21 protein-coding genes are annotated in these 23,766 nt (G+C 75.5%); 8 read left to right on the top strand and 13 right to left on the bottom strand.

The window, feature by feature from the left end; translation table 11 throughout:
* Positions 1 to 24: 24 nt before the first annotated feature.
* Positions 25 to 966 carry an ROK family protein gene (locus ASF82_RS11200; protein ID WP_056059020.1) on the bottom strand — a complete coding sequence of 314 codons (942 nt, stop codon included), beginning with the start codon at positions 964 to 966 and terminating at the stop codon, positions 25 to 27.
* 57 nt (positions 967 to 1,023) lie between these two features.
* Here ASF82_RS11200 and ASF82_RS11195 point away from each other — a divergent pair, with 57 nt between their 5' ends.
* Positions 1,024 to 1,926, top strand: coding sequence for a carbohydrate kinase family protein (locus tag ASF82_RS11195; protein ID WP_056057030.1), 903 nt, complete (start codon positions 1,024 to 1,026; stop codon positions 1,924 to 1,926).
* Positions 1,927 to 1,933: 7 nt separating this feature from the next.
* Here the strand turns inward: ASF82_RS11195 and ASF82_RS11190 are convergent, their stop codons facing one another.
* From ASF82_RS11190 to ASF82_RS11180, 3 genes are all read right to left on the bottom strand, one after another.
* Positions 1,934 to 2,935 (bottom strand): NADP-dependent oxidoreductase, encoded by a 1,002-nt coding sequence (locus ASF82_RS11190; RefSeq protein ID WP_056057028.1) that lies wholly within the window; start codon positions 2,933 to 2,935, stop codon positions 1,934 to 1,936.
* 153 nt (positions 2,936 to 3,088) lie between these two features.
* Positions 3,089 to 3,982, bottom strand: a complete 894-nt coding sequence (locus tag ASF82_RS11185) for a neutral zinc metallopeptidase (RefSeq protein WP_056057026.1) — start codon at positions 3,980 to 3,982, stop codon at positions 3,089 to 3,091.
* Positions 3,983 to 4,071: 89 nt separating this feature from the next.
* The gene (locus ASF82_RS11180) at positions 4,072 to 4,521 is read right to left on the bottom strand and encodes a DUF5997 family protein (protein ID WP_056057024.1); all 450 of its coding nucleotides are present in this window, start codon (positions 4,519 to 4,521) and stop codon (positions 4,072 to 4,074) included.
* 210 nt (positions 4,522 to 4,731) lie between these two features.
* On the opposite strand from ASF82_RS11180, the gene ASF82_RS11175 reads away from it, so the two are divergent.
* The 3 genes from ASF82_RS11175 to ASF82_RS11165 all read left to right on the top strand — a co-directional run bounded on the left by ASF82_RS11175 (position 4,732) and on the right by ASF82_RS11165 (position 6,125).
* Positions 4,732 to 5,454 carry a LysR substrate-binding domain-containing protein gene (locus ASF82_RS11175; protein ID WP_082514585.1) on the top strand — a complete coding sequence of 241 codons (723 nt, stop codon included), beginning with the start codon at positions 4,732 to 4,734 and terminating at the stop codon, positions 5,452 to 5,454.
* A 210-nt stretch (positions 5,455 to 5,664) separates the two neighbouring features.
* A complete protein-coding gene (locus ASF82_RS11170) occupies positions 5,665 to 5,874 on the top strand; it encodes a DUF2945 domain-containing protein (RefSeq protein ID WP_056057022.1) in 210 nt (69 codons plus the stop codon).
* A gap of 11 nt (positions 5,875 to 5,885) precedes the next feature.
* Complete coding sequence (locus tag ASF82_RS11165) at positions 5,886 to 6,125, top strand: hypothetical protein (RefSeq protein WP_056057020.1); 240 nt, start codon at positions 5,886 to 5,888, stop codon at positions 6,123 to 6,125.
* A 27-nt stretch (positions 6,126 to 6,152) separates the two neighbouring features.
* On the opposite strand, the gene ASF82_RS11160 is transcribed toward ASF82_RS11165, so the two are convergent.
* Positions 6,153 to 7,484 carry an MFS transporter gene (locus ASF82_RS11160; RefSeq protein WP_056057018.1) on the bottom strand — a complete coding sequence of 444 codons (1,332 nt, stop codon included), beginning with the start codon at positions 7,482 to 7,484 and terminating at the stop codon, positions 6,153 to 6,155.
* A 145-nt stretch (positions 7,485 to 7,629) separates the two neighbouring features.
* Between ASF82_RS11160 and ASF82_RS11155 the strand changes: the two genes are divergently transcribed.
* On the top strand, positions 7,630 to 8,328 hold the full coding sequence (locus tag ASF82_RS11155) for a TetR/AcrR family transcriptional regulator (protein WP_056057016.1): 699 nt from the start codon (positions 7,630 to 7,632) through the stop codon (positions 8,326 to 8,328).
* Positions 8,329 to 8,331: 3 nt separating this feature from the next.
* Here ASF82_RS11155 and ASF82_RS11150 read toward each other — a convergent pair whose 3' ends face one another.
* Together ASF82_RS11150 and ASF82_RS11145 are read right to left on the bottom strand one after the other, a co-directional pair.
* Positions 8,332 to 9,174, bottom strand: a complete 843-nt coding sequence (locus ASF82_RS11150) for an ABC transporter permease (protein WP_056057014.1) — start codon at positions 9,172 to 9,174, stop codon at positions 8,332 to 8,334.
* Positions 9,171 to 10,202: an ATP-binding cassette domain-containing protein gene (locus tag ASF82_RS11145; protein WP_056057013.1), complete on the bottom strand. Its 1,032-nt coding sequence runs from the start codon at positions 10,200 to 10,202 to the stop codon at positions 9,171 to 9,173. The genes ASF82_RS11150 and ASF82_RS11145 overlap by 4 nt, the downstream gene beginning before the upstream one ends.
* Positions 10,203 to 10,447: 245 nt before the next feature.
* On the opposite strand from ASF82_RS11145, the gene ASF82_RS11140 reads away from it, so the two are divergent.
* Positions 10,448 to 14,011 (top strand): bifunctional proline dehydrogenase/L-glutamate gamma-semialdehyde dehydrogenase, encoded by a 3,564-nt coding sequence (locus ASF82_RS11140; RefSeq protein ID WP_056057010.1) that lies wholly within the window; start codon positions 10,448 to 10,450, stop codon positions 14,009 to 14,011.
* 108 nt (positions 14,012 to 14,119) lie between these two features.
* Here the strand turns inward: ASF82_RS11140 and ASF82_RS11135 are convergent, their stop codons facing one another.
* From ASF82_RS11135 to ASF82_RS11120, 4 genes are all read right to left on the bottom strand, one after another.
* Positions 14,120 to 15,103 carry an NAD(P)-dependent oxidoreductase gene (locus ASF82_RS11135; protein ID WP_056057009.1) on the bottom strand — a complete coding sequence of 328 codons (984 nt, stop codon included), beginning with the start codon at positions 15,101 to 15,103 and terminating at the stop codon, positions 14,120 to 14,122.
* Positions 15,104 to 15,242: 139 nt separating this feature from the next.
* Complete coding sequence (locus ASF82_RS11130; protein ID WP_082514583.1) at positions 15,243 to 18,017, bottom strand: alpha/beta fold hydrolase; 2,775 nt, start codon at positions 18,015 to 18,017, stop codon at positions 15,243 to 15,245.
* Positions 18,014 to 18,976, bottom strand: coding sequence for a 3-oxoacyl-ACP synthase III (locus tag ASF82_RS11125; RefSeq protein WP_156370250.1), 963 nt, complete (start codon positions 18,974 to 18,976; stop codon positions 18,014 to 18,016). The genes ASF82_RS11130 and ASF82_RS11125 overlap by 4 nt, the downstream gene beginning before the upstream one ends.
* Positions 18,977 to 19,578: 602 nt before the next feature.
* Entirely contained in the window at positions 19,579 to 19,860 is a 282-nt protein-coding gene (locus ASF82_RS11120) for a hypothetical protein (RefSeq protein ID WP_156370098.1), read from the bottom strand.
* 76 nt (positions 19,861 to 19,936) lie between these two features.
* Here ASF82_RS11120 and ASF82_RS11115 point away from each other — a divergent pair, with 76 nt between their 5' ends.
* On the top strand, positions 19,937 to 20,182 hold the full coding sequence (locus tag ASF82_RS11115; RefSeq protein WP_056057002.1) for a hypothetical protein: 246 nt from the start codon (positions 19,937 to 19,939) through the stop codon (positions 20,180 to 20,182).
* Here the strand turns inward: ASF82_RS11115 and ASF82_RS11110 are convergent.
* Entirely contained in the window at positions 20,179 to 21,405 is a 1,227-nt protein-coding gene (locus ASF82_RS11110) for an FUSC family protein (protein ID WP_156370096.1), read from the bottom strand. The genes ASF82_RS11115 and ASF82_RS11110 overlap by 4 nt on opposite strands.
* Before the next feature lie 103 nt (positions 21,406 to 21,508).
* On the opposite strand from ASF82_RS11110, the gene ASF82_RS11105 reads away from it, so the two are divergent.
* On the top strand, positions 21,509 to 22,057 hold the full coding sequence (locus ASF82_RS11105; RefSeq protein ID WP_156370094.1) for a MarR family winged helix-turn-helix transcriptional regulator: 549 nt from the start codon (positions 21,509 to 21,511) through the stop codon (positions 22,055 to 22,057).
* A 19-nt stretch (positions 22,058 to 22,076) separates the two neighbouring features.
* On the opposite strand, the gene ASF82_RS11100 is transcribed toward ASF82_RS11105, so the two are convergent.
* Positions 22,077 to 23,507, bottom strand: a complete 1,431-nt coding sequence (locus ASF82_RS11100) for a family 16 glycosylhydrolase (RefSeq protein WP_056056997.1) — start codon at positions 23,505 to 23,507, stop codon at positions 22,077 to 22,079.
* Between the last annotated feature and the right edge of the window lie 259 nt (positions 23,508 to 23,766).

The raw sequence follows: 23,766 nt of genomic DNA, 5'->3' as shown, positions 1-23,766 counted from the left end.
GGGGGCGAGCGGGGGAGGCGCGGGTCAGCCGAGCAGGCCGGCCTGCCACACGAGCGCGGCTGCCCCGACGAGCGGGCTCTCGTCGCTCAGCCCGGAGCGCACGACGCGCACCCGGCGCGCGTAGTCGTTGACCGGGGCCTCGTCGACGGTGCGGCGGACGAGGTCGAGGTAGTCGGCGCTGACGCGGGAGAACCCACCGCCGATCGCGACGACGTCGAGGTCGAGCAGGGTGCTGACCGACGACACGGCCTCGCCGACGGCGTTCGCCGAGCGGCGCACGGCCGCGACGGCGAGGGGGTCGCCCTCGAGGTAGCCGGCCGCGAGGTCCTCCCCGCGCTCGCCCTGCCAGCCCTGCGCGCGGGCCCACGCCACGACGTTGGGGCCGGAGGCGATGACCTCGAGCGTCGCCGCCGAGGCGTTCTGGCCGGCGGGCCGGTCGGCGATCTGGATCTGGCCGATGTGCCCCGCGTTGCCGGTGCCGCCCGAGAGCAGGCGGCCGTTGACGATGAGGCCGCCGCCGACGCCGGTCGAGACGGTGATCGCCAGGGCGTTGTCGGCCCCCTGCGTCGCGCCCACCCAGTGCTCGGCCAGGGCGAGGCTGACGCCGTCGAGCCTCAGCGTGACCGCGCCGCCGGGGGCGACGACGCCCGCGGTGAGCTCGGCGACCAGGTCGCGGAGCGGGAAGCCGCGCCACGAGGGGAGGTTGATGGGCGAGACCGTGCCGTGCACGAGGTCGACCGGGCCGGCGCTGCCGATGCCCGCGCCCACGACGACGTCGTCGGGGCCGACGGCGGCCAGGGCGTGCGCCACGACGTCGCGGACGGCGCCGGCCAGCTCGTCGCTGCTCGAGGCGCGGCCGGTCGGGCGGCGGTCGCGGCTGCCCGGGGCGAGCGTGCCGTCGGCGGCCACGAGGGCGGCCTCGACCTTCGTGCCGCCGACGTCGACGGCGAGAGCGTAGTCAGTCACGGCGACAGCGTACCGGGGCCCGTCGACCGTGACGGCGGGCCTCGGTAGGCTGCCCGCATGGACCAGACCGCAGGCCGGGTCGTCGTCGTCGGCGACGCCCTCATCGACGAGATCCGCACCCCCGCCGGCTCCGACGACCACGTCGGCGGTGCCGGCCTCAACGTCGCCGTCGGCCTCGCCCGGCTCGGCGTGCCGACCACCCTGCTCGCCTCGGTGGGCGACGACGCCGACGGTGCGTCGATCCGCGACCACCTCGCCGAGCACGGCGTCGACCTGGTCGCGACCGTCAACCCGCTCGGCACCGGCCGCGCGGTCTCCGAGCGGGTCGACGGCGAGCCGAGCTACTCGTTCACCGAGGCCGCCGTCGCGCGGGGCCTCGACTTCTCGCCCGAGCAGGTCGCGGCGATCGCCGTGGCGCCCCTCGTCGCCGTCAGCTCGTACCCGTTCGACGACGCCTGGCTCACCGAGCGCCTGCTGCAGCACGTGGGCGCCGAGCCCCCGCGGCTGGTCGTCGACCCGAACCCGCGGCCCGGGTTCCTCCGCGACGTCGACGACTTCCGCGCCGGGTTCGCCCGCGCCGCGGCCGTCTCGCTGCTCGTCAAGATCGGCTCCGACGACGCCGAGCTCGTGGCGGGCACCTCGCTCGAGGGCTGGCAGGAGGCGCTGCTCGCGTCGGGAGCCGGGGCCGTGCTGGCCACGCGGGGCTCCGACGGGGCCGACCTCCAGCTCGCGGGCGGCCCGGTGCTGCACCGAGACGTGGCCGTCTCGGCGGGCGAGGTGGTCGACACGATGGGCGCGGGCGACGCGACGTTCGCGTCGATCGTCGCCAGCCTGCTCGCCGGCACGAGCGGCCCCGGCTCGACCGACTGGGCGGCCGCGCTGACCGACGCCATGGCGGTCGCCGCCGCCACCGTGCGCGCGCCGGGGGCGCTGCTGCGCCGCCCCGGCGACGAGGGCTAGGAGCGCGTCAGTCCCGCGCCTCCGCGACGGCCCGGGCCTTGCCCGACAGGTACCAGTGCGAGCGCGCGCCGGTCTCGACCGGCTGCATGCCGACGACGACCTTGCCGCGGGAGTGCCTCTCGGCGAGGTCGTCGAACGCCTGCGCCACCGCGTCGAACGGGTAGAAGCCCGAGATGAGCACCCGCACCTTGTTCTCGGCGATCAGCTTGGCCAGGGCGCCGAGGATCATCGCCGGCTCGGCGTCGTCACGCTCGGAGGTGATGAAGCGCACCTCGACGTCGAGGCGGTCGTCGCTCGAGCTGAACCGGCTGGCCGGCACGCCGAGGGCGGTCGCGAGCTCCGGGTTGTCGCCGCCGTGGTTGTCGATGAACGCCGTGACGGGGCGCGTGACCGCCGCCTCGATGCGCTCCTGGATGCCGTCGCCGTAGGTGATCGGGATCACGCCGATCGACCGCAGGTAGTCGTGGTTGCGGGGGCTGCAGGTGCCGATCACGGTCGCTCCCGCGGCCTTCGCGAGCTGGCACTCGATGTGCCCCACGCCGCCGGCCGCGGCGGTCACGACGACGACGTCCTCCGCGCCGAGGTGCAGCCCGCGGACGATGTCGTAGGCGGTGACCCCGGCGAGGTAGAGGCCGCCGGCGACCTCCCACTCGACGTTCATCGGCTTCTTGACGACCGCCGTGGCGGGCACGGTGACCCAGGTCGCGTGCGCCCCGCCGCCGATCGAGTGGCCGAGCACCTCGGCCCCGATCGCGAGGTCGCGCACCGCGGCGCCGCGCTTCTTGACGATGCCCGCGAAGCAGGAGCCCTGCCGGGCGGGGAACTCGAGGGGGAGGCGGTCGACGAAGTCGCCCTGCCGGATGAAGTTCTCGATGTGGTTGAGCCCCGCCGCCACGACCTCGACGACGACCTCGTCGTCGGCGGGGACGGGGAGCTCCTGGGCGACGAAGTGCAGCTCGTCGATGTCTCCGTACCGGTCGAACTCGACCGCCTTGCCCGAACGTGCCATGTCGTGCCTCCTCGCAGCGTGCCCTGAGTCTGCTCCGACCGGGGGACGACAGGTCGGGAGCTGGCTGGGAGTTCTCACGGAGCGGCCAGTGGTCGTCGGCCAGCGGGCGATGCGGACGGCCGCAGCGTGGTCGCGGATACCGGCCCGCGCCTCCTACAGCTGGGCGGCGGGCACGCTGAAGGTGTCGCAGGCCCCGGGCCCGCCGGCGCGCCCGGCCTCGAACCAGCGCTGACGCTGCTCGGCCGAGCCGTGCGTCCACGTGTCGGGGTCGACCTGGCCGCTCTGCGCCTGGATGCGGTCGTCGCCGACAGCGGCCGCCGCGTCGAGGGCGTCGGCGACCTGGGCGTCGGTGACCGGCTCGAGGAAGGTCGTGCCCTGGTCGTCCTGGATGGTGGAGGCCGCGCCGACCCACGCGCCGGCGTAGCAGTCGGCCTGCACCTCGAGCCGGATGGTGTCGGAGCCCGGCCCGGTCGCACTGCGGTCGGCCCGGTCGAACGCCCCGGTCAGCTGCTGGATGTGGTGGCCCCACTCGTGCCCCACGACGTACATCTGGGCGAGCGGGCCGCCCGTCGCGCCGAACTGCTCGCGCAGCTGCTCGAAGAAGTCGGTGTCGACGTAGAGGGTCTGGTCGGGCGGGCAGTAGAACGGGCCGGTCGCGCTCGAGGCCGAGCCGCAGCCCGTGTCGACGGCGGCCGTGAAGAGGGCGAACTCGGGCGTCACGTACTGGGCGCCGAGCTGCGGGGCCGCGGTGGCCCAGTAGGTGTCGAGGGAGTCGGCGGCGCCGGCCATGCGGCACTGGACGTCCTCGTTGGCCTGCGCACCGGTGGTGCAGTTCGCCACGCCCTGCTCGCCGGACTGCGCACCGCCGTCGGAGCCGGTGCCGCCGCCGAGCACGCCGCTGACGTCGACGCCGGTGAACTGCCCGATCAGCACGACGATGATCACGCCGACGATGCCGACCCCGCCGCCGGCGACGCCGATCGTGCGGCCGCGGCCTCGCCGCGTGACCTTGCTGCTGTCGATGCGGGCGTCGTCGTTGAAGGACATGGCTCAGAAGCTACGCGACGGGGGAGCCCGCCGCCCGCCGCCCGCCGCCCGCCGGCCGCCGCCCGGGGCGGGGGCGGGCTGGGGTCTGCCTACTTGCCGGAGCGCTCGGCCTCGCGGCGCTCCGCCTCGTCGCGCTCGGCGCGGAGGGCGGCGCGGCCGGCGTCGCGGTCCTTGACGCGCTGCTCCTCCTCGCGCACCTCGGCCATGTTGGCGCGCTCGGTGACGAGCCAGGCCGGCATCTGCTCGAGCAGGGCGTGGATCTCGTCGGTGGTCAGCGCCTCCTCGACGCCGCCCCGGGCGAGGCCCGAGATGGTGACGCCGAGCTTCTGCGCGACGACGGGGCGGGGGTGCGGGCCGGTGCGGCGCAGCTCGGCCAGCCACTCGGGCGGGTTCGCCGTGAGCTCGGCGAACTCGTCGCGCGTGATCGGGGTCGACTGGAACGACTCGGGCGTCGCCGGCAGGTGCACCCCGAGCTTCTTCGCGGCCGTGAAGGGCTTCAGGGTCTGCGGGGCCTTGCCGCGGGGGGTCTCGTCGCTCATCCGCCCAGGGTACCGGCCCGGCACCGTGCGGCCGCGAACCACGTCCTCGCACCGGAACCGCGCCGCGGCGGGGTTCCGGTGCGAGGACGTGGTTCGTCACGGCGGCGGCGGCGGAGGCGGAGGAGGCGGCGGGCGAGGGCGGCGGGCGAGGGCGGCGGGCGGCCCGGCGGGCCCGCCGGGGCGCGACGGGGGCACCGGTAGCCTGGGCCGATGACGACCGAGCCGACCCGCGCCTCCTTCCGCCTGGGGTTCGTGCCCGGGGTGACGCTCGCGAAGTGGTCGCGGATGTGGGAGGAGCGGCGCGGCGACCTGCCCCTCGACGTCGTCGAGGTCGACGGCGACGAGCCCCTCGCGGCCCTCGGCGGCGACGACCCGGTCGTGATGCTGCTCGGCCGCCTGCCGCTGCCCACCGGCGACGACTTCTCGGTGATCCCCCTCTACGAGGAGCGGATCGTGGTCGTCGTGCACAAGGAGCACCCGATCGCGGCGCTCGGCAAGGAGGAGGAGGTCGCGCTCGCCGACCTCGACGGCGAGCACCGCCACGACCTCGACCCCGCCCTCTCGCTCGCCGAGGCCGTGGCCGTCGTCGCCACGGGCGCCGGCGTCGCCGTCATGCCGCAGTCGCTCGCCCGCCTGCACGGCGTCAAGGGCACCACGCACCGCTTCGTCGCCGACCTCGACCCCACGACGATCGCGCTGGTCTGGCCCGACGGCCAGCTCGACGACGACATCGACGACTTCATCGGCGTCGTGCGCGGCCGCACCGCCAACAGCAGCAGGTCGAGGAGGCGCGAGGACGAGCCCGCACCGGCGAAGGCCCGCAAGGGGTCGGCTCCCGACCCGCGCGGCACCGGCAAGGGGAAGACGCCGGCCAAGGGCCGCGGCGGGCCCCAGCGCGGCACCGGCCGCAGCCGCCCGCGCCGCAGCCGCTAACGCGGCGCAGACCGTTCGTCCGACGGCAGGCGCCCGCAGGGTGGTGGCCGCCGGGCCGCCGCCCGGGGCTCGGGTCGTCGGCACCGGGCGCCCTGCCGTACCCCTCCTCCCGACGAGCCGAGAACCCCGGGGAGGCGCGGCGTAGCGTGCACGGCACCGCACCATCACCGACCCGCGGCTCGACCCCGGGCCGCCAGCCAGGAGGCAACGATGACGTTCAGCAAGGGTGACCATGTGACGTGGAACACGCCGCAGGGCGAGACCCACGGCACCGTCAAGGAGAAGCGCGTGAAGGAGTTCGAGTTCGACGGCCAGACCTTCAAGGCCTCGGGCGACGAGCCGTACTTCATCGTCGAGTCCGACAAGTCCGGGTCGGAGGCGGCCCACAAGGAGTCCGCCCTGACCGCCGCGAAGAAGTAGGAGCGAAGACCATGGCAGACCTCACCGACGTCGTCTGGAACGACGAGGCCCGCGACAAGATCCTCACCGACGCCGACCGCGTGCTGCAGGAGGCCGTCCGCGACGTGGCCGCCGAGACCGGCGAGGGCGACTCGTGGGAGGACGCCTTCGCGGCCCTCAACGAGCGCCTCAAAGGCCGCTTCATCGACTACGAGCCCGGCCCGGACGTGCGCAAGTACGCCGAGGCCATCGTCCGCGGCGACTACCGCTGACCGAGCCACGACGGGGGCGGTCCGACCTCAGGGTCGGGCCGCCCCCGTCGCGTCCGCCGGGCCCGCGTCCGCCGGGTCGGCACGCCCGGACTGCCCGGCCCGCCCGGCGGGCACGAGCGGTGCGTCCACCCGGCGCACCCGCGGCGTCGCGGCCACGGCGAGGGCGACGACCGTCACGAGCCCCGCGAGGGCGGTGAGCGTCAGCGGTTCGCCGATCACCCGCGACAGCGGCCCGACGGCGAGCTCGCCCGCGGGCATCCCGGCGAGCGACGCGAGCGTCAGGCAGGCGAAGACGCGCCCCAGGTACGAGCGCGGCACCTGCAGCTGCACGGCCACGTCGAGCGGCACGGTGAAGACCTCGAGGCCCACGCTCGCGACGAACAGCCCGACGCAGAGCCAGAAGAACCAGTGCAGCGGGTCGATCAGGGGCGGGTCGAGCACGTAGGGCAGGTCGACCAGCGTTCCCGCCAGCAGCATCAGCGGCGCGACGAGCGCGACGGCGCCGAGCGCCGCGGTGGCCAGGCGCAGCCGCCCCCGCAGCGACCCCGCCCAGACGGCGCCCACCACGAGCCCGGCCGTCTGCACGGCCCCCGCGAACCCCCAGGCGACGCGCCCGAACGACTGGTCGGCGATCAGCGGGCCGAGCACGTGCACCCCGCCGGCGAACGCGAACTGGTAGACGAACGTCAGCACGACGGTCGCGGTGAGCCAGCGCGAGCGGGAGACGAACGCGACGCCGGCGGCCAGGTCGCGCAGCAGCGAGGCCCCGCCGGAGGCGCGGGACGGCCCCCCGGGGACGCGCACGAACACGACGGCCGCCGCCCCGAACAGCACGGCCCCGACGATCAGTCCGGCGCCCGTGCCGAACACCCCGACGACGGCGCCGCCGAGGGCCGTGCCGACGACGAGGCCGGCGTTCATGCTCGTGCGCGCCAGCACCGTCCCGTCGCGGACGGCCTCGTCGGGGACGACGTCGCGGAGCAGCGCGCTCGTCGCGGGGCCGAAGAACGCGGCCGCGGCGCCGTTGACCGCCGCCGCGACGGCGAGGGTGACCAGGGTCTCGCGGTCGGCGAGGAGGAGCACGCCGGCCACGGTGAGCGACGCGGCGGAGAGCACCGACGAGCCGACGGTCACGACGCGACGGGGCAGGCGGTCGGACACCGCGCCTCCCACGAGCACGAGCACGACGTTCGGCACGGAGCGGGCGGCGACGACGAGGCCGACGCCCACCGCGTCGGCGCCGAGGTCGATCGCCGCGAAGACGAGGGCGAGGGGCGCGAGCCCGCTGCCGACCCACGACAGCAGCCGCCCGACCCACAGGGCGCGGAACGCCGGGATGCGCAGCAGCGACCATCTCACCCGGCGCACTCTACGCGCGGCGGCCGCGAGCTCCCCCCGCCCGGCCCTGCGGCCCGTGCGCGGCCGCCGCCCGTGCCCGCCGCCCTCGGCCTCCCGCGACGTCACACGCCGTCGCCCCGCGGGCGCCCGACCTAGGCTGGGCGCGATGAGCGCCGAGACCGACGACCCCGTCGCCCGCACGCCGGGCCGCTACCGCAAGGGCATCGCCAAGCGGGAGGCGATCCTCGACGCCGCCCTGCCGGTGTTCGGCAAGGTGGGGTTCCACGGCGCGTCGCTCCGCGAGGTCGCCCGGCAGTGCGGGGTCTCTCACCAGTCGCTGATGCACTACTTCCCGACCAAGAACGCCCTGCTGATGGCGGTCCTCCGCCGCCGCGACGAGCGGCTGCGCCAGCACTTCGACGACGTCGGCGGCATGCGCCTCGCCGAGCTCGTCGAGCTGGCCGAGTACAACGTCGACGTGCCCGCGGTGATCTCGCTGTTCATCACGGCCTCGGCCGAGGCCACGTCGAGCGACCACCCCGCCCACGACTACTACGCCGACCACTACGACCGCATCGTGTCGTCGACGTCGGCGTACCTCGGCGTCGCCGAGCGCCGGGGCTGGCTGCGCGACGGGTTCACCGCCGGGACCGCGGCCCGCGTCGTGCTCGCCGTGCAGGACGGCCTGCAGCTGCAGTGGCTGTACCGCCGCGACGAGGTGCACGTCGCCGAGACGATGAGGCTCGTCGTGGCGACCCTGCTCACGGTGCCGACCGACGAGCTCGACGCCGCCGTGCGGGCCGAGGTCGCCGACCGTGACCGGGGCGACGCGCCCGGCCGGCCCGCGACTCCTGCCCGGCCCTGAGCCCTACTTCGAGCTGATCCGCTGGAACTTCCGCACCGCGAGCGGCACGAAGACGACGAGCATCACGCCGATGCCGACGAGCACCGTGAGGTAGGGGTGCTGCAGCGTCCAGATGTCGGGCACCGGGGTGCTGCCGACGTTGCCGAACGACTGACGGGCGGCCTGCACGAGCGCCGAGACGGGGTTCCACTCCGCGAAGACGCGGAGCACCGTCGGCAGGGTGTCGCTCGGCACGAACGCGTTCGAGATGAAGGTGAGGGGGAAGAGGATCATGAACGACGCGTTGTTGATCGTCTCCGGCGTCTTGACGCTCATGCCGAGCAGGGCCATCACCCAGCTGAACGAGTAGCTGAAGAGCAGCAGCAGGGCCACCCCGCCGACGAACGACAGGGGCGAGGCGTTCACCCGCCAGCCGACGGCCAGCCCGGTGAGCATCATGATCACCATCGAGATGCTGTTGAGCACAAGGTCGCTGTTCGTGCGCCCGATGAGGACGGCGGAGGCGCTCATCGGCAGGGTGCGGAAGCGGTCGATGATGCCCTCCTTCAAGTCCTGCGCCATGGCGGCGCCGGAGAAGGTCGAGCCGAAGACCACGGTCTGGGCGAAGATGCCCGCCATGAGGAACTGCGTGTAGTCGGTGCCCTCGACGGAGATGGCGCCGCCGTAGACCTGGCTGAACAGCAGCACGAACATGATCGGCTGCAGCACGGCGAAGATCAGCATGTCGGGCGAGCGCTTCACCTTGATCAGGTTGCGCTTCGTCACCGTCCAGCCGTCGGACGCCCAGGTGCCGAGCCCGGCGCTCGACGACGGCACGAGGGTCTGGGTGAGGGCCGTGGCGGTCATCGGCGGGCCTCCTTCTCCCGGGCCGAGCGGCCCTTCCGGCCGGTCGGGGCGCCGGCGTCGTCGGGGGAGTCGTCGTCGGCCACGGCCTTCCGCCCGGTCAGCTGGAGGAAGACGTCGTCGAGGGTGGGGCGGCGCATGCCCGCGTCGTGCAGCTCGATGCCCGCCGCGCCCAGGTCGGCCAGCGACCGCTGGAGCGCCGTGGGGCCGTCGGTCACGGCCACCTCGACCTGCCGCCCGTCGCCGCTGACCGTGGGCTCGGCGTCGCCGTGGCGCCGCAGCACCTCGGCGGCCTGGCCGGAGCGGGCCTCGTCGACCAGCGCGACGACGAGCCGGTGCCCGCCGACCTGCGCCTTGAGGTGGTCGGCCGTGCCCTCCGCGATGACGCGGCCCTCGTCGATGACGGCGATGTCGTCGGCGAGGCGGTCGGCCTCCTCCAGGTACTGGGTGGTCAGCAGCACCGTGGTGCCGCCCGCGACGAGCGACGTGATGATCTCCCACAGGGCCAGACGGCTGCGGGGGTCGAGGCCCGTCGTCGGCTCGTCGAGGAAGAGCACGCGGGGGTTGGTCACGAGGGCGCCCGCGAGGTCGATGCGCCGTCGCATGCCTCCGGAGAAGCCCTTCACCGGGCGGTCGCCGGCGGCGCTCAGGTCGAAGACCTCGATCAGCTCGCGGGCCCGCTGCCGCGACACCTTCGCGCCCAGGTGGTAGAGCCGACCGATCATGTCGAGGTTCTCGAAGCCGGTGAGGTTCTCGTCGACGGCCGCGTACTGGCCCGAGACGCCGATCGTGCGACGCGTGGCCTGCGGGTCGGCGACGACGTCGATGCCCGCGATCGTCGCCGTGCCCGCGTCGGGCACCTCGAGGGTGGTGAGCATCTTCACCGTCGTGGTCTTGCCCGCGCCGTTGGGGCCGAGCAGCGCCTTCACCGTGCCCTCGGGCACGACGAGGTCGAGCCCGGTGAGCGCGTGCACCGGCCCGGACTTCGAGCGGTACGTCTTCGTCAGGCCCCGCGCCTCGATCATCGCCATGGTGGCCTCCGCCGGTCGCCGGGCCGCCACCGAACGCCTCGGTGCGGTCCCGTGCTGGGCAGCAAAATATCAGCCCGCGGGGCCGTGCGCCAGTGACGATCCGTCGGCTGTGGACGGCTCGTCGCCGCGCCACGTCACGGCCTCGCGACGAGCTGCGTCCCCGTCGGTGCCCCCGACACCCGCCCCACGTTACGGTCTCGTGACGAACCTTGCCAGGTGGCAAGTTCTGGTCGTACCGTTCTCGCATGACCTCCCTCGACCAGACGGCCGGGCCGTCCTCCGCTCCCTCGACGACGAGCCCCGCGGCCGGCAGCGCCGCCCCCGCCGGGTCGCCGGCCCTGCCCGCCGACCTGGGCGCCGCCTCCGTCGCCCTCGCCCGCCGCTGGGCGCAGGAGGCGTCGCACGCCCCCAGCACCGGCTCGGCCCAGCTTCTCGCGCAGGTGCTCAAGGACGAGTCGGGCCTCGCGTTCACCATCGGCTTCGTCGACCGGGTGGTCCGCCCCGAAGACCTCAGCGTCGCCGCCCGCAACCTCGCCGGCCTCGCGCACCGCGTGCCGGCCTTCCTGCCCTGGTACATGCGCCTCGCCGTGCGCTGCGGCGGCGTGCTCGCCCCGGTGCTGCCCGGCGTCGTCGTGCCGGTCGCCCGCCGCGTGCTGCGCGGCATGGTCGGCCACCTCGTGGCCGACGCCCGGCCGGCGAAGCTCGGCGCCGCCATCTCCGGGATCAAGCGCGAGGGCACCCGCCTCAACCTCAACCTGCTCGGCGAGGCCGTCCTCGGTGACGGCGAGGCCGAGCACCGCCTGGCCGGCACCCGCGCCCTGCTCGCCCGCGACGACGTCGACTACGTCTCGATCAAGGTGTCGTCGATCGTCAGCCAGCTCTCGATGTGGGCCTTCGACGAGACCGTCGAGCGCGTCGTCGAGAAGCTCACCCCGCTCTACGAGCTCGCCGCCCGCTCCGCCCGGCCGAAGTTCATCAACCTCGACATGGAGGAGTACCGCGACCTCGACCTGACCATCGCGGTCTTCACGCGCCTCCTCGACCAGCCGCGCCTGCGCGGGCTCGAGGCCGGCATCGTGCTGCAGACCTACCTGCCCGACGCGCTCGGCGCCCTGCAGCACCTCACCCAGTGGGCCACGGCCCGCGTCGACGCCGGCGGCGCCGCGATCAAGGTGCGCGTCGTCAAGGGCGCCAACCTCGCGATGGAGACCGTCGACGCGACCCTGCACGAGTGGCCGCTCGCGACCTACGGCACGAAGCAGCAGAGCGACACGAACTACAAGCGCGTGCTGGCCTGGGCGCTCACGCCCGAGCGCACGCGGGCGGTGAAGGTCGGCGTCGCCGGCCACAACCTCTTCGACATCGCGTTCGCGCACCTGCTCGCGACGGCGCGCGGCGTGCACGACCGCGTCGAGTTCGAGATGCTGCTCGGCATGGCCGAGGGCCAGGCCGAGCTCGTCAAGGCCGACGTCGGCGGGCTGCTGCTGTACACGCCCGTCGTGCACCCCCGCGAGTTCGACGTCGCGATCAGCTACCTGATCCGCCGGCTGGAGGAGAACGCGTCGAGCGAGAACTTCATGTCGGCCGTCTTCGAGCTCGCCTCGAACGAGGCCCTGTTCGCCCGCGAGGAGGGCAGGTTCCTCGCCTCGCTCGCCGAGGTCGACGACGTCGTGCCCGCGCCCCACCGGGTCCAGAGCCGCCTCGAGGAGGCGCAGGGCGCCTCCCCGGAGCCGGTCGCCGACGCCACGGCCCCCTTCGAGAACGAGCCCGACACCGACCCGGCGCTCGCCGCGAACCGGGCGTGGGGCCGCGAGATCCTGGGCCGGGCCCGCACCAGCACGCTCGGCACCGCCGCGATCGAGGCGGCCCGCGTCACGGACGCCGCGACGGTGGACGAGATCGTCGCGGGCGCCGTCGCCGCCGCGCCCGGCTGGGCCGCGCTCGGCGGCCGCGGCCGCGCCGAGGTGCTGCGCCGGGCGGCCGCCTCGCTGCGCGCCCGACGGGCCGACCTGATCGAGGTCGCCGCGAGCGAGACCGGCAAGACGATCGCGGAGGGCGACGTCGAGGTCAGCGAGGCTGTCGACTTCGCCACCTGGTACGCCCACCTCGCCGAGCAGCTCGACGAGGTCGACGGCGCCGAGTTCGTGCCCGCGCGCCTCACGGTGGTCACCCCGCCGTGGAACTTCCCCGTCGCGATCCCGGCCGGCTCGGTGCTGTCGGCGCTCGCCGCGGGCAGCAGCGTCGTCATCAAGCCGGCCGGCCAGGCGAAGCGCTGCGGCGCCGTCATGGTCGAGGCCCTCTGGGAGGCCGGCGTGCCCCGCGACGTGCTGCGGCTCGTGGACGTCGAGGAGGGCGAGCTCGGCCGGCACCTCGTCGCGCACCCGTCGGTCGACCGCGTCGTCCTGACCGGGGCCTTCGAGACCGCCGCCCTCTTCCGCTCGTGGCGTGACGACCTCCCGCTGCTCGCGGAGACCAGCGGCAAGAACGCGATCATCGTCACGCCGAGCGCCGACCTCGACCTCGCCGCGGGCGACGTCATCAAGTCAGCCTTCGGCCACGCGGGGCAGAAGTGCTCGGCGGCGAGCCTGGTGATCCTCGTCGGGTCGGTCGGCAGCTCGGAGCGGTTCCGCCGTCAGCTCGTCGACGCGGCCTCGACGATGCGCGTCGGCTACCCGACCGACCCCACGACGCAGATGGGCCCGATCGTGGAGCCCGCCGCGGGCAAGCTGCTCGGCGGCCTGACGACGCTCGGCGCGGGGGAGTCGTGGCTCGTCGAGCCGCGGCAGCTCGACGACTCCGGCCGGCTGTGGACGCCCGGCATCCGCGCCGGCGTCCGCCCGGGCAGCGAGTTCCACCTCACCGAGTACTTCGGGCCCGTGCTCGGCGTGATGACGGCCGAGACCCTCGACGAGGCGATCGAGCTGCAGAACGCGACCGACTACGGCCTCACGGCCGGGCTGCACACCCTCGACGCCGCCGAGCTCGGCACCTGGCTCGACCGGGTCGACGCCGGCAACCTGTACGTCAACCGCGGCATCACCGGGGCGATCGTGCGCCGCCAGCCGTTCGGCGGCTGGAAGAAGTCGTCGGTCGGCGCCGGGGCCAAGGCCGGCGGGCCGAACTACCTCGTGCACCTCGGGTCGTGGACGCCCGGCGAGCTCACCGGCCCCCAGGAGGCGCGGCCCGGCCAGGCCGTCTCCGCCGCCCTCTCGGCCGCGGCGCCCCTGCTCGCCGACGCCGCGCAGCGGGCGGCGGTGGCCGCGGCCGCGGCCTCCGACGAGCAGCACTGGGCCGACGAGTTCGGCGTCGCCCGCGACGTCAGCGCCCTGGGCCTCGAGCGCGACCTGCTGCGCTACCGCGCCCTGCCGGTGACCGTGCGCGTCGCCGAGGGGGCCTCGCCGGCCGACGCCGTGCGGGTGCTGCTCGCCGGGCTCCGTGCCGGGGCTCCGCTCACCGTGTCGACGTCGATCGGCCTGCCCGCCGGGCTCGCCCCGGCCCTCGGCCTCGCGGCCGGCTCGCTCGTCGTCGAGGACGACGCGACCTGGCACGACCGGGTGCGCGCGGGTGCGGTGCAGACCGAGCGCGTGCGGCTGGTGACCGGAGTGCGCGACGCGGGAGGCGCCTCCTCGGTGCCGGCCGCCTCGGAGCTCGCCTCCGCGCTCGGCGGCGACCCCGCCGTCGCGGTGTTCGCGGCCCCGGTGACGCCGTCGGGCCGGCTCGAGCTGCTGCCGTTCCTCCGCGAGCAGGCCGTGTCGATCACGGCGCACCGCTTCGGCAACCCCGACGCCTGGAGCGAGGGAGTCATCTAGCTCACAGCGAGGTGCCCCGATCTGGGCCCTGGGCACAGCTCACGGCCCCGATCGGGGCACCTCGTTCGTCGTCGGTGCGGCCGCACCGCACCGCACCGCACCGCGCGGTCAGACGGCGGGCGCCCCCGCGGCGTACCAGGCCGCGAGACGGCGCAGGCCCTCGTCGAGGTCGACGGCCGGCGCCCAGCGCAGGTCGTGCTGCGTGCGGCGCTGGTCGAACCAGTGCGCGGTCGACAGCTGCTCGGCGAGGAAGCGTGTCATCGGCGGCTCGTCGCTGCCCGGGCGCACGGCCCAGGCGCGCTCGACCAGCGACCCCGCCGCCCGGGCGACCCCGGCCGGGACGCGGAGGCGCGGTGCCGGCACCCCGGCCGCGGCGCAGATGCCGCCCATCAGGTCGGCGACCGTGCGCGGCTCGCCGTTCGTCAGCACGTAGGCGCCGCCCGACACGGCGTCGACGCGCTCGAGCGCGGCGGCGATGCCCGAGGCGGCGTTGTCGACGTAGGTCGAGTCGATCAGCGCCGCGCCGTGGTCGAGCAGCGGCAGGCGGCCCGAGCGGGCGCGGTCGACGATGCGCTCGACGAGCTGCGTGTCGCCGGGGCCCCAGACGAGGTGCGGTCGCACGGCGACGACGCGCAGGTCGGGGCCGGCGGCGGCGAGGGCGAGCCGCTCGGCGGCGGCCTTGGTGCGGGCGTAGTGGCCGCGGGCGTGCTCGGGCGAGGCGGGCTCCGCGTCGTCGCCGACGATCGAGGCTCCGCCGTGCGCGACGGACGGCGACGACACGAACACGAGGCGGGGCACGCGGGAGGCGCGCATCGCCTCCACCAGCGACCTCGTGCCGTGCACGTTGACGGCCTCGAAGTCGGCGGGGGCGCCCGCCAACGAGACCTTCGCGGCCAGGTGCACCACCGCCTCCTGCCCCTCGACTGCGGCGTCGACGGCGGCCGGGTCGGTCATCGAGCCGGCGACGTCGCGAGCGCCCGGCACGCCCGAGGCGCGGCGCTGGAACGTGGTGACCTCGTGCCCGGCGTCGGCCACGGCCCGGGCGACGGCGCCGCCGAGCAGCCCGCTGGCGCCGGTGACGAGCACCCTCACGGGGTCGGCCCCGTCACGGCCGGCGTCGGCGGGGCCGGCGTCGGCCGGACGGGCGTATGCGACCAGGTCGGGCGTGCGCGCAGGCCCGGTGGTGTCGAACTCGCCCGTTCGTGAGCCGGCCGGCGGCCGACGAGCACCCTCACGGGCGCACCATCCGCCCGCCCGAGAGCACCGACGAGGCCCACGCCCCGAGCCGCGTCCGGTCGATCTTGCTGTTGTGGCGCACGTCGGTCGGCAGGTCGGGGACGACCAGCACGGCCGCGACGCGGTGCCCGACAGCGGCGTGCACGGCCTCCCGCACGGCGGCGGCGAGCGGCGCGGCGGCCAGCCCCGGGCGGCGCGACCGGGCGGCGGTCTCGACGACCACGACGACCTGCTGCGTGCCCGCCGGCCCCACGCCCACGACGGCGGCGCGGCCGACGTCGGCCAGCGCCTCCACCGCCTGCTCCGCGGCGACGGGGGTCAGCGGCCCCGAGGCGGTCGTCAGCACGTGCGGCAGCCGGCCCTCGACCCAGAGGCGGCCCCGGTCGTCGAGGTGCCCGACGTCGCCGGTGCGGTGCCAGCGCTCGGACGCGCCCGCGGCGGCACCCGGCACGCCGCGCACGCTCGCGCGGTCGGTCAGCCAGAGGCGGTCGTAGCCGCGCTTCAGGTGCGGCGCCGAGACGACGATCTCGCCCGTGACGCCGGGGGCGTCGGAGGCCGTGTCGGAGGCGCGCCCCCGGTCGTCGAGGGGAGCGATCAGCACGCGGGTGGTCGCCGCCGGCACGCCGACGCACACCCCGTTCGCGGCGGGGTCCACCGCGGCCGCACGGACGCCGTCGAGCGTGACGTCGGTCATCAGCAGGCCCTCGGTCATGCCGTAGGGCGTGTGCGGCGTCGCTCCGGGCATGAGCTCGCCGGCGGCCGCGAGGAGGCGCTCGGAGACGGGCGCCCCCGCCGAGAGGAAGGTCTCGACCCCGGCCAGGGCGGCGCGGTCGCGGGCGTCGAGTGCGTCGGCCGTCGCGACGACGTTCGTGAGGGCGGCGGGGGAGAGGAAGACGACGGTGGCGTCGACCGCGGCCGCCGCCGCGGCGACGGCGCGGGCCGTCAGGGTGCGCGGCGAGGTGACGTCCATGTCGGGGGTCACGCTCGTCGCCCCGAGCGCCGGGCCGAGCAGCGCGAACGGGGCGAAGCCGGCGACGAGGCCCGTGCCGGGGCCGACGCCGTACTGGTCGGCGAGGGCATCGCGCAGCGCGGTCAGCTGGCCGTGCGTGTAGACGACGCCCTTCGCCGGGCCGGTAGAGCCCGAGGTGAAGAGGATCGCCGCCGGGGCGTCGGCGGCGGGCGCGTCGGGCAGCGAGGCGAGGGCCCGGCCGGCCCGACGACCCAGCGCGGCGATCTCGGGCAGCGACGTCTCGACGCCGAGGGCGGCCGCGACCACCGGCGACAGCCGCTGGGTCGAGACGACCCGGCCGGGCCAGCCGAGCGCGCGCGCCGCGGTGAGGCCGGGCAGCTGGCCGATGACGTGGTCCGGCCACGAGCCGCGGACGGCCCGCGTCAGCCCCTGCACGCCGAGGCCCGCGTCGGCGACGACGACCACCGCGCCGAGGCGCACGCAGGCGTAGAGCACGGCGGTGAGGTCGGCGCCGGGCTGCACCAGCAGCGACACGCGGTCGCCGGGGCGGACGCCGTGCTTCCGCAGCCCGAGGGCGATCTCGGTCACGCGACGGCTGAGCAGCCGCCAGCTGACCCGACGGGGGCCGGAGGCGCGGGCGGCGCCGTGCGGCACCATCTCGATCAGGGCGGTGTCGTCGCTCTCGGCGAGCGTGTCGAGGTGGTGCCAGAGCGGGCGGTCCTGCGCGGCGGGCGGCGCCTCCTGCACGTCGCTCGCCGCGGCGGCACTGGCGGCCGAGGGCACGGCGGCCGTGACGCGGTCGCCGAGCCAGGTCTCGACGGCGGAGGCGTAGTCGACGTCCTCGGCGACGAGGTGCCCGGCGCCCTCGAAGCGGTGCACGTCGGCGTGCGGGAGGCGGTCGACGAGGTCGTCGAGGTAGCGGTCGCCGAAGATCGGGTCGCGCGGGCCCCAGAGCATCAGCGCGGGCACGTCGAGACGGGTCAGGGCGTCCGCGACGCGGTCGAGCTCGGGCCGGCTCGGGTGGCGCTGGTCGACGGGGATGTCGGCGACGAAGCCGCCGATGCCGCCGCGTCGCTCGGCGCCGCGGTAGGGCGCGCGGTAGCCCGCGGCGACCTCCGGGGGGAGGCGCGGGTGCGCGATCGCGAGCGTCACGTCGAGGAACCCGGTCGTGGCGACGGTCGCCCGACCCAGCACGCCCCGGGCGAGCGTCAGCCGAAGCGGGGCCGGGATCGGCTCGTCGGCGGGCTGGTGGATCGCGGTGTTGAGCAGCATCAGCCCCGAGAGCAGCTCGGGGTGGTCGACGGCCCAGCCCATCGAGACGACGCCGCCCCAGTCGTGGCCGAGCGTGACGACGGGTCCGGCGAGGCCGAGGTGCTCGGTGAGCGCCGAGAGGTCGGCGACGCGCTGCGGCAGCCCACGCTCGACGCCGGTGCGCTCGGAGAAGCCCATGTCGAGCTGGTCGACGGCGACCACGCGCCAGGCGGCACCGCCGGCGGCGGCGGTCGCGAGGGTGCGGGCGGCGAGACGACGCCAGAGGTACGACCAGGTCGGGTTGCCGTGCACGCAGAGCACGGTGCCCACCGGCTCGACGCCGAGCGCCTCGAGGGAGCCCGCCGTGTCGAGGAGGTGCCAGGTGCGGTCGACCGGCTCCGCGCCTCCGGCACGGCCCTCGCCCCCGGTGCCTGCGGTGCCCGCGGGCACCGTCACGAGACGGGACCACGCCGGGTCGAGCCCGTCGAGCCCCGCGGGCGGCAGCGTCGCGGGCGACGTCGCCCGGGCGGCGCGGGGGAGGCGACTCACCAGGCGAGTTCCATCATCGCCGTGTTGATGCCCGAGCCCACGCCCATCAGCAGCACACGGTCGCCCTTCGAGAGGGTCTTGGACTCCTCGACGAGGGTGATGGGGATGGAGGCGGGGCCCACATTGCCGAGGGTCGGGTACGTGAGCGGGACGCGCCCGCGGTCGATGCCCGCGGCCTTCACGAAGGCGCCCGTGTGCACGTCGCTGACCTGGTGCATGATGTAGCGGTCCATGCCCTGCCACTCCCAGTCGCGCTTCGCCTCGCGCCAGGCGCTGACGACGAGCTCCATGCCGCGCTTGAGCAGGGCCTTCGCGTCGGTGAACATGCCGTCGACGCTGCCGACGCAGAGGTCGTAGTTCTCGGTCGCGGCGCGCGTGACGCCGCCGACGATGCGGTGGCCCTCGGGGTGGCGGTCGGCCCGGCCGAGCACGGCGGCCGCGGCGCCGGAGCCCAGCGTGAGGCTCGCGAACTCGCTCATGAAGTCGTCGCGCCCGTAGCCCTTGGTGAGCAGGCGCTCGATCGTGTTGACCTGGACGTCGTCGGCGTCCTCGCCGTCGATGATCACGGCGTACTCGATCTGGCCGGCGTCGATCAGCTGCGCGGCGAGGGTCATGCCGTTGACGAAGCCGAGGCACGCGTTCGCGATGTCGAAGTTCGTGGCCGACGACGGCAGGCCCAGACCGTGGTGCAGGCGCACGGCGACGGAGGGCTCGAGGTGCGGGCGCGTGACGGAGGTGTTGATCAGGAGGCCCACCTGGTCGGGCCGGATGCCCGCCTCGGCCATGGCGCGCTTGCCCGCGTCGACGGCGGCGTCGTCGAAGCTCTGGTCGGCGCCCCAGTTGCGGCGCTCGTGCACGCCGGCGACGCGCTGCAGCAGGCCGGTGGGCAGCTTCAGGCGCTTGAGCACCGGGCGGAGCTTCTCGTCGATGCTCGCGGAGGTCGTGACCCGGTCGGCCATGGTGCTCGTGACGGCGAGCAGGGCGACGTTGCTGTGGCGGGTCGTGGCGTTGCCGCTCGTGGCGTCTCCGGTCAACGGGGCTCCCTGTCGAGTTGTGCCTGGGCTGGCTGTGTCTGGGCGTGCTGTGTCTGGGTCGTGCTGGGTCGTGCTGGGTCTGTGTCGCGACGGTGCGCGTCTCGCCTGACCGTCGTCCGGGCACGAGCGAGCGAGGGGCTGTCGGGGGGCGGGGCGTCGGGTGCACGGCGAGGGTGCATCCCGCCTACTTTACGGCTGTCGTCGCTGGGCGGTTGCCAGGTTGCCGGGGCACAGACATGCCGATCAGGGCATGGACCGAGCAGGGGAGGCACGGGTCTGCCGACCGCGACGGTGCGTCCCGCGGGCCCCGCCGACGTCTGCGCTCCGGTGCTCAGCCGTCGGGCGGAGCAGAAGTGGTCGCCGAGAACGCTCCTCCACTCTGGAGTGGAACAGTCGTCCGCGAGTCGTCCGCGAGTCGTGCCAGCGACACGGTGCTCCTCCACTCCGGAGTGGATCAGCGATGCGGGACCGCCCCGCGGGTGGGCGCGGTCGAGGGCACCGGAGCAGAGCTGAGCCGCCCGGGTCGATCAGGCGCGCGGACCCCGGGGCAGCTTCACGACGCGACGCCGGTCGTCGCGCGACCACCACACGAGGTCGGCGACCGCCCACACCACGGCCCCGGCGACGGCGAGCAGCACGACGACCGTGACGACGGTCACCGACCCTCCACCGACGGCGAGGGCGGCGACGATGCTCGCCGCGACCAGCAGGGCGCAGACGATCGTGACGACGGGGCGCACCAGGCCGCCCTGCTTCGTCAGCAGCCAGTTCGGCACGTCGGGGTCGATCTCGACAGTCTTCCGTCTCACGGGGCCAGGCTACGGGGCCGACCCGGCCCGCGCCTCCGGGGCCCTGCTCCCCGTCGGGTCGACTACGGTCGTCGGCATGAGCGAGCTGCGCCGACCCTGGTTCACCCTGACCAAGACCGGGTCGGTGCTGCCGCCCGCGCTCGAGATCGCGGTCGGGCTGCTCGGCCTGGTCGTGCAGGTGCTGACCCTCGCGAGCGACCGGGAGACGCCCGGCACCACCGTGATCGTCATGGTGGTCGCCGTCGCGCTGGTCGCCCAGGGCGTCGCCGACCTCGTCTGGTGGGGCCGTGACGGACGCCGCGAGGCGGTCCGCCAGGGCTAGCTCGTCCGACTCGGCGCCGGGCGGGCAACCGCCGTGGCAACCGCCGTCGACGTCGCCGTCGCCGCGACAGGCGCAGCCGCCGGCGGCAGGGCGGCCCGCCGCAGCCGGTGCGTCGCCAGCAGCAGCAGCACCGCCACGCCGACGCCCACGCCGGTGTCGACGGCCCGCCAGGCGACCAGCGGCGCGATGTCGACCGGCCCGGCCAGGGCCCGCATGCCGAGGGCCATCGGCGTGATGAACAGCAGGGTCAGCCCGTAGTTGCGGGCGACGACGAGCTCCGCGGCGAACTGCAGCACGCCGAAGGCGACGATCAGGCCGACCTCCCCGGGGCGGAGCGCGAGCAGCGCGGCCGCGACGCCCACGCCGAGCAGCGTGCCGACGAGCCGGTGGCCGGCCCGCACGAGCTGGGTCGACGTGGCCCGGCCGACCACCGGCACGACCGCCGACACCATCGCCCAGTACGGGTTCTCGAAGCCCAGCCCGACGCTGATGAGGCCCGCCACCAGGCTGCCGACGAGGCAGACCGCGGCGTGCAGGAGCGCCCGACGACGGTCGAGGGCCGGGGCGGGCGCGACCGAACGGGTGCGGGCGGCCCGGTCCCGCCGTCGGCCGGAGGGCCGCAGCAGCACGGCCGCCGACGCCGCCAGCGCCACGAGCAGGCTCGCCGGCGCGACCACCGCGGCGACGCCCACGGACGAGGAGGCGGCGGGCAGGAACGCGCACACGCCGAGCCCGAAGACGGGGAAGAGGGGCCCCGGGGGAGCCCACCGCCGCACGTCGGCGATCAGCGACCCGAGGCCCGCGACCGCCGCGATGACGACGACGACGAGCACGACGTCGGCTCCGCTCGTCGAGAGCACGGCGCCGAGCAGCACGCAGGCGACGAGGACGGCCCCGGCCTCGAGCTGCATCCGCAGCCGCAGGCCCACGGGCAGCCCACGGCCGAAGGCCGACGCGAAGGCGCCGAACACGGCGTAGGGCGCCCAGGCGAGGTGGCCCGTGGCCGCGAGCACGACGAGCGGGAGCACGACGCTGACGGCGACCCGCGCGGCCGGCACGTGGGCGCCGTCGTGCGGGCCGAGGCGCACGAAGTCGCGGGGTCGGGGGAGCACGGCCGGCCGGGCGGCGGGGGCGGGCGGGGCAGGGGGAGGAACGGGGGAGGAGGGCGCGACGGGAGCGCCGGGGGCGGGGCTGGCGGCGGGCTCGGGGCGGGACGGTGCCACGGGGGTCCTCTCGACGACGGTGGGCGTTCGTCGTCGAACTGCTTCACGGGTGAACTAGATGGTCGTCGGTAGTTTACGCGTGAACCACCGGTACCCTCGACGCGTGAGCCCCGCCGACCCCGCCCGCGTCGACCCCGGCCCCGCCGACCCCGCCCGCGTCGACACCGCCGGACCCGACGCGATCGAGCGCGTCCACGACCGCTGGCGGCGCCTCCGGCCCGACCTCGACGTGTCGCCGCTGCTCGTCGTCGGCCGCGTGACGCGCCTGGGCCGCCTGATCCAGCGGCGCAGCGACGAGCTGCTGCGCGACCTGGGGCTCGGGCGGGCCGACTTCGACGTGCTCGCCGCCCTCGTCCGCCACGACGCACCCCTGACCCCGACGGCCCTGGCCGACGAGACGCTGCTGTCGGCGCCCGCCGTCACCAAGCGCCTCCGCGTGCTGCTCGACGCCGGGCTCGTGGCCCGGGAGGCCAACCCGGCCGACGGCCGCGGCTGGCTCGTCGTGCCGACGGAGCCGGGGCGCCGACGGCTCGCCGAGGCCCTGGACGTGCAGGTCGCCGCCGAGGCCGCGATGATCGCGGGCCTCGACGGCGACGAGCGGGACGCCCTGCTGCGGGGCCTCCCGGCCCTGCTGCGCGAGCTCGAGGGCTAGCGCCCCGGGCGGCCGCCGGTCAGCGGCGCTCGCAGACCAGGCCGTCGCGGTCGACGTCGAGCCTCGCGTTCGCGGCGTAGACGGTCGCCGAGACGGTCGTCCCGGCCGGCTGGGCGAGGGTCCGCGTGCCGACCTGGTCGCGGGCGCTGGTGTTCTTCGCGACGCCGGCGGGGTGCTCGGAGTTCAGGGCGCCGCAGCTGAAGTACGTCGTCGGGAGCACCAGCAGCGACGCGGAGGTGCGGGAGGCGGTCGTGTAGCCGGCTGCCGACCCCGTCGCCACGACGGTGACGCGACGGTCGACGTCGCCGGCCCTGACGCGGAAGGTGCTGCCGGTCGCGCCGGGCACCGGGGTGCCGTCGACGCGCCACGACCAGGTGACCGCCGTGCCCGGGGTCCAGCCGTCGGCGCTCGCCCGCAGGGTCGAGGCCACCTTGACGTCGCCCCTGACCGTCGGGGTCGTGGTCGTCAGGGTCTTGGGGGCCGGCGCCGGCGCGGGGGTCGGCTTCGGGGCGGGCGCGGGAGTCGGCGTGGGCGTGGGCGTGGGCTTCGGAGCCGGAGCCGGAGCCGGAGCCGGAGCCGGAGTCGGAGCGGGCGCGGTCACCGGCGCGCTGGTCGCGGTCGACGGTGCGTAGGAGTACTGCGACACCCAGTCGATCTGCAGGTGGCCGTCGACCGACGCGGCCGGCTTCGTGCCGTCCGTCGCCGTCTGCAGCACCCAGTGCATCGGCGTGCGGGGGACGTTCGTCGTGGTCGTCGCGACCGTGACGCCGTCGAGCAGGTAGCTGATGCGCCCCGGCGTCCAGTCGATCGTGTACGTGTGCCAGGCCTGGTACGAGACGCCCGTGTCGTGCACGAGGTCGTTGTTCCACGGGGTGCCGAGCTGGTGGTTGTAGGCGTGGGTGGTGCCCTCGAGCCCGCCCTCGGGGAAGTTGATCTCGCCGTTGGCCCAGACGTTCTCGTCGTCCCAGAGCAGGAAGGCCGTGCCGTAGCCCGGGAGGGCGTCGGCGCGCATGCGCACCGAGTAGCGCCCGTACGTCTGCCCGCCCCACTGCCCGTTCACGAGCGGGATCGGCGCGGCCGACCGCGGCACCCCGTCCGCGCCCGTGTGCAGGTGCATGTCGAGCAGCCCGCCGCTGACGGAGAGGGTGTCGGCGTCGTAGGCGCCGATCTTCCACGTGTCGGGGAACCCGTCGTACGTCATCCACTGCGACGCGTACGGCCCGGGGAACGAGCCGGCGGCGAGCGGCGTGCTGAAGTCGTCCTTCAGCACCTGCTTCCAGCCGGGCAGGTCGCCGGTGACGAGGGTGGTGGAGGCGGCGGCCGCGTCGAGGGTCGTGGTGGCGGCCGATGCGCTGGCCGTGCTCGCCGCGACGAGGCCGGTGGCGACGACGAGGCCCGCCGTGACGGCGGCGACGACCGGGATGCCCCGGCGGTGGTGACGGGTGTTCATGGCGTGGTGGACCCTTCCGTGGCGTGTGGGAAGGGCAAGCGGGTGCGCGTGGAGCGGGTGGACCGGGTCGCGGGGCTCGGGAGGAGCGGGTCGCGACGACGGGCCGGGGGGAGGAGCTCACGCCGGGGAGGTCGGGTCCCTGGCGTGCTCCCAGCGTGCTCCGTGCCGCCGGGGGTCGTCAGCCCCAGCTCGGGTCGCCCTCGCGCGGGGGTGCGCGACGGGGTCTGTCGGCATCGCTGTACCCCGGTCGACGACGGAC

The organism is Frigoribacterium sp. Leaf164 (assembly GCF_001423665.1).
Classification (GTDB): Bacteria; Actinomycetota; Actinomycetes; order Actinomycetales; family Microbacteriaceae; genus Frigoribacterium; species Frigoribacterium endophyticum.
The sequence above is the reverse complement of the archived record's forward strand: the minus strand, read 5'-3'. Positions and strand labels throughout refer to the sequence as shown.

Coding starts and splice junctions, on each gene's coding strand:
- ASF82_RS11155 (WP_056057016.1), top strand. CDS start 7,630: ATGAGCGCCGAGACCGACGACCCCGTCGCCCGCACGCCGGGCCGCTAC.
- ASF82_RS11140 (WP_056057010.1), top strand. CDS start 10,448: ATGACCTCCCTCGACCAGACGGCCGGGCCGTCCTCCGCTCCCTCGACG.
- ASF82_RS11170 (WP_056057022.1), top strand. CDS start 5,665: ATGACGTTCAGCAAGGGTGACCATGTGACGTGGAACACGCCGCAGGGC.
- ASF82_RS11145 (WP_056057013.1), bottom strand. CDS start 10,202: ATGGCGATGATCGAGGCGCGGGGCCTGACGAAGACGTACCGCTCGAAG.
- ASF82_RS11125 (WP_156370250.1), bottom strand. CDS start 18,976: ATGGCCGACCGGGTCACGACCTCCGCGAGCATCGACGAGAAGCTCCGC.
- ASF82_RS11175 (WP_082514585.1), top strand. CDS start 4,732: ATGACGACCGAGCCGACCCGCGCCTCCTTCCGCCTGGGGTTCGTGCCC.
- ASF82_RS11190 (WP_056057028.1), bottom strand. CDS start 2,935: ATGGCACGTTCGGGCAAGGCGGTCGAGTTCGACCGGTACGGAGACATC.
- ASF82_RS11150 (WP_056057014.1), bottom strand. CDS start 9,174: ATGACCGCCACGGCCCTCACCCAGACCCTCGTGCCGTCGTCGAGCGCC.
- ASF82_RS11165 (WP_056057020.1), top strand. CDS start 5,886: ATGGCAGACCTCACCGACGTCGTCTGGAACGACGAGGCCCGCGACAAG.
- ASF82_RS11100 (WP_056056997.1), bottom strand. CDS start 23,507: ATGAACACCCGTCACCACCGCCGGGGCATCCCGGTCGTCGCCGCCGTC.
- ASF82_RS11185 (WP_056057026.1), bottom strand. CDS start 3,982: ATGTCCTTCAACGACGACGCCCGCATCGACAGCAGCAAGGTCACGCGG.
- ASF82_RS11180 (WP_056057024.1), bottom strand. CDS start 4,521: ATGAGCGACGAGACCCCCCGCGGCAAGGCCCCGCAGACCCTGAAGCCC.
- ASF82_RS11115 (WP_056057002.1), top strand. CDS start 19,937: ATGAGCGAGCTGCGCCGACCCTGGTTCACCCTGACCAAGACCGGGTCG.
- ASF82_RS11195 (WP_056057030.1), top strand. CDS start 1,024: ATGGACCAGACCGCAGGCCGGGTCGTCGTCGTCGGCGACGCCCTCATC.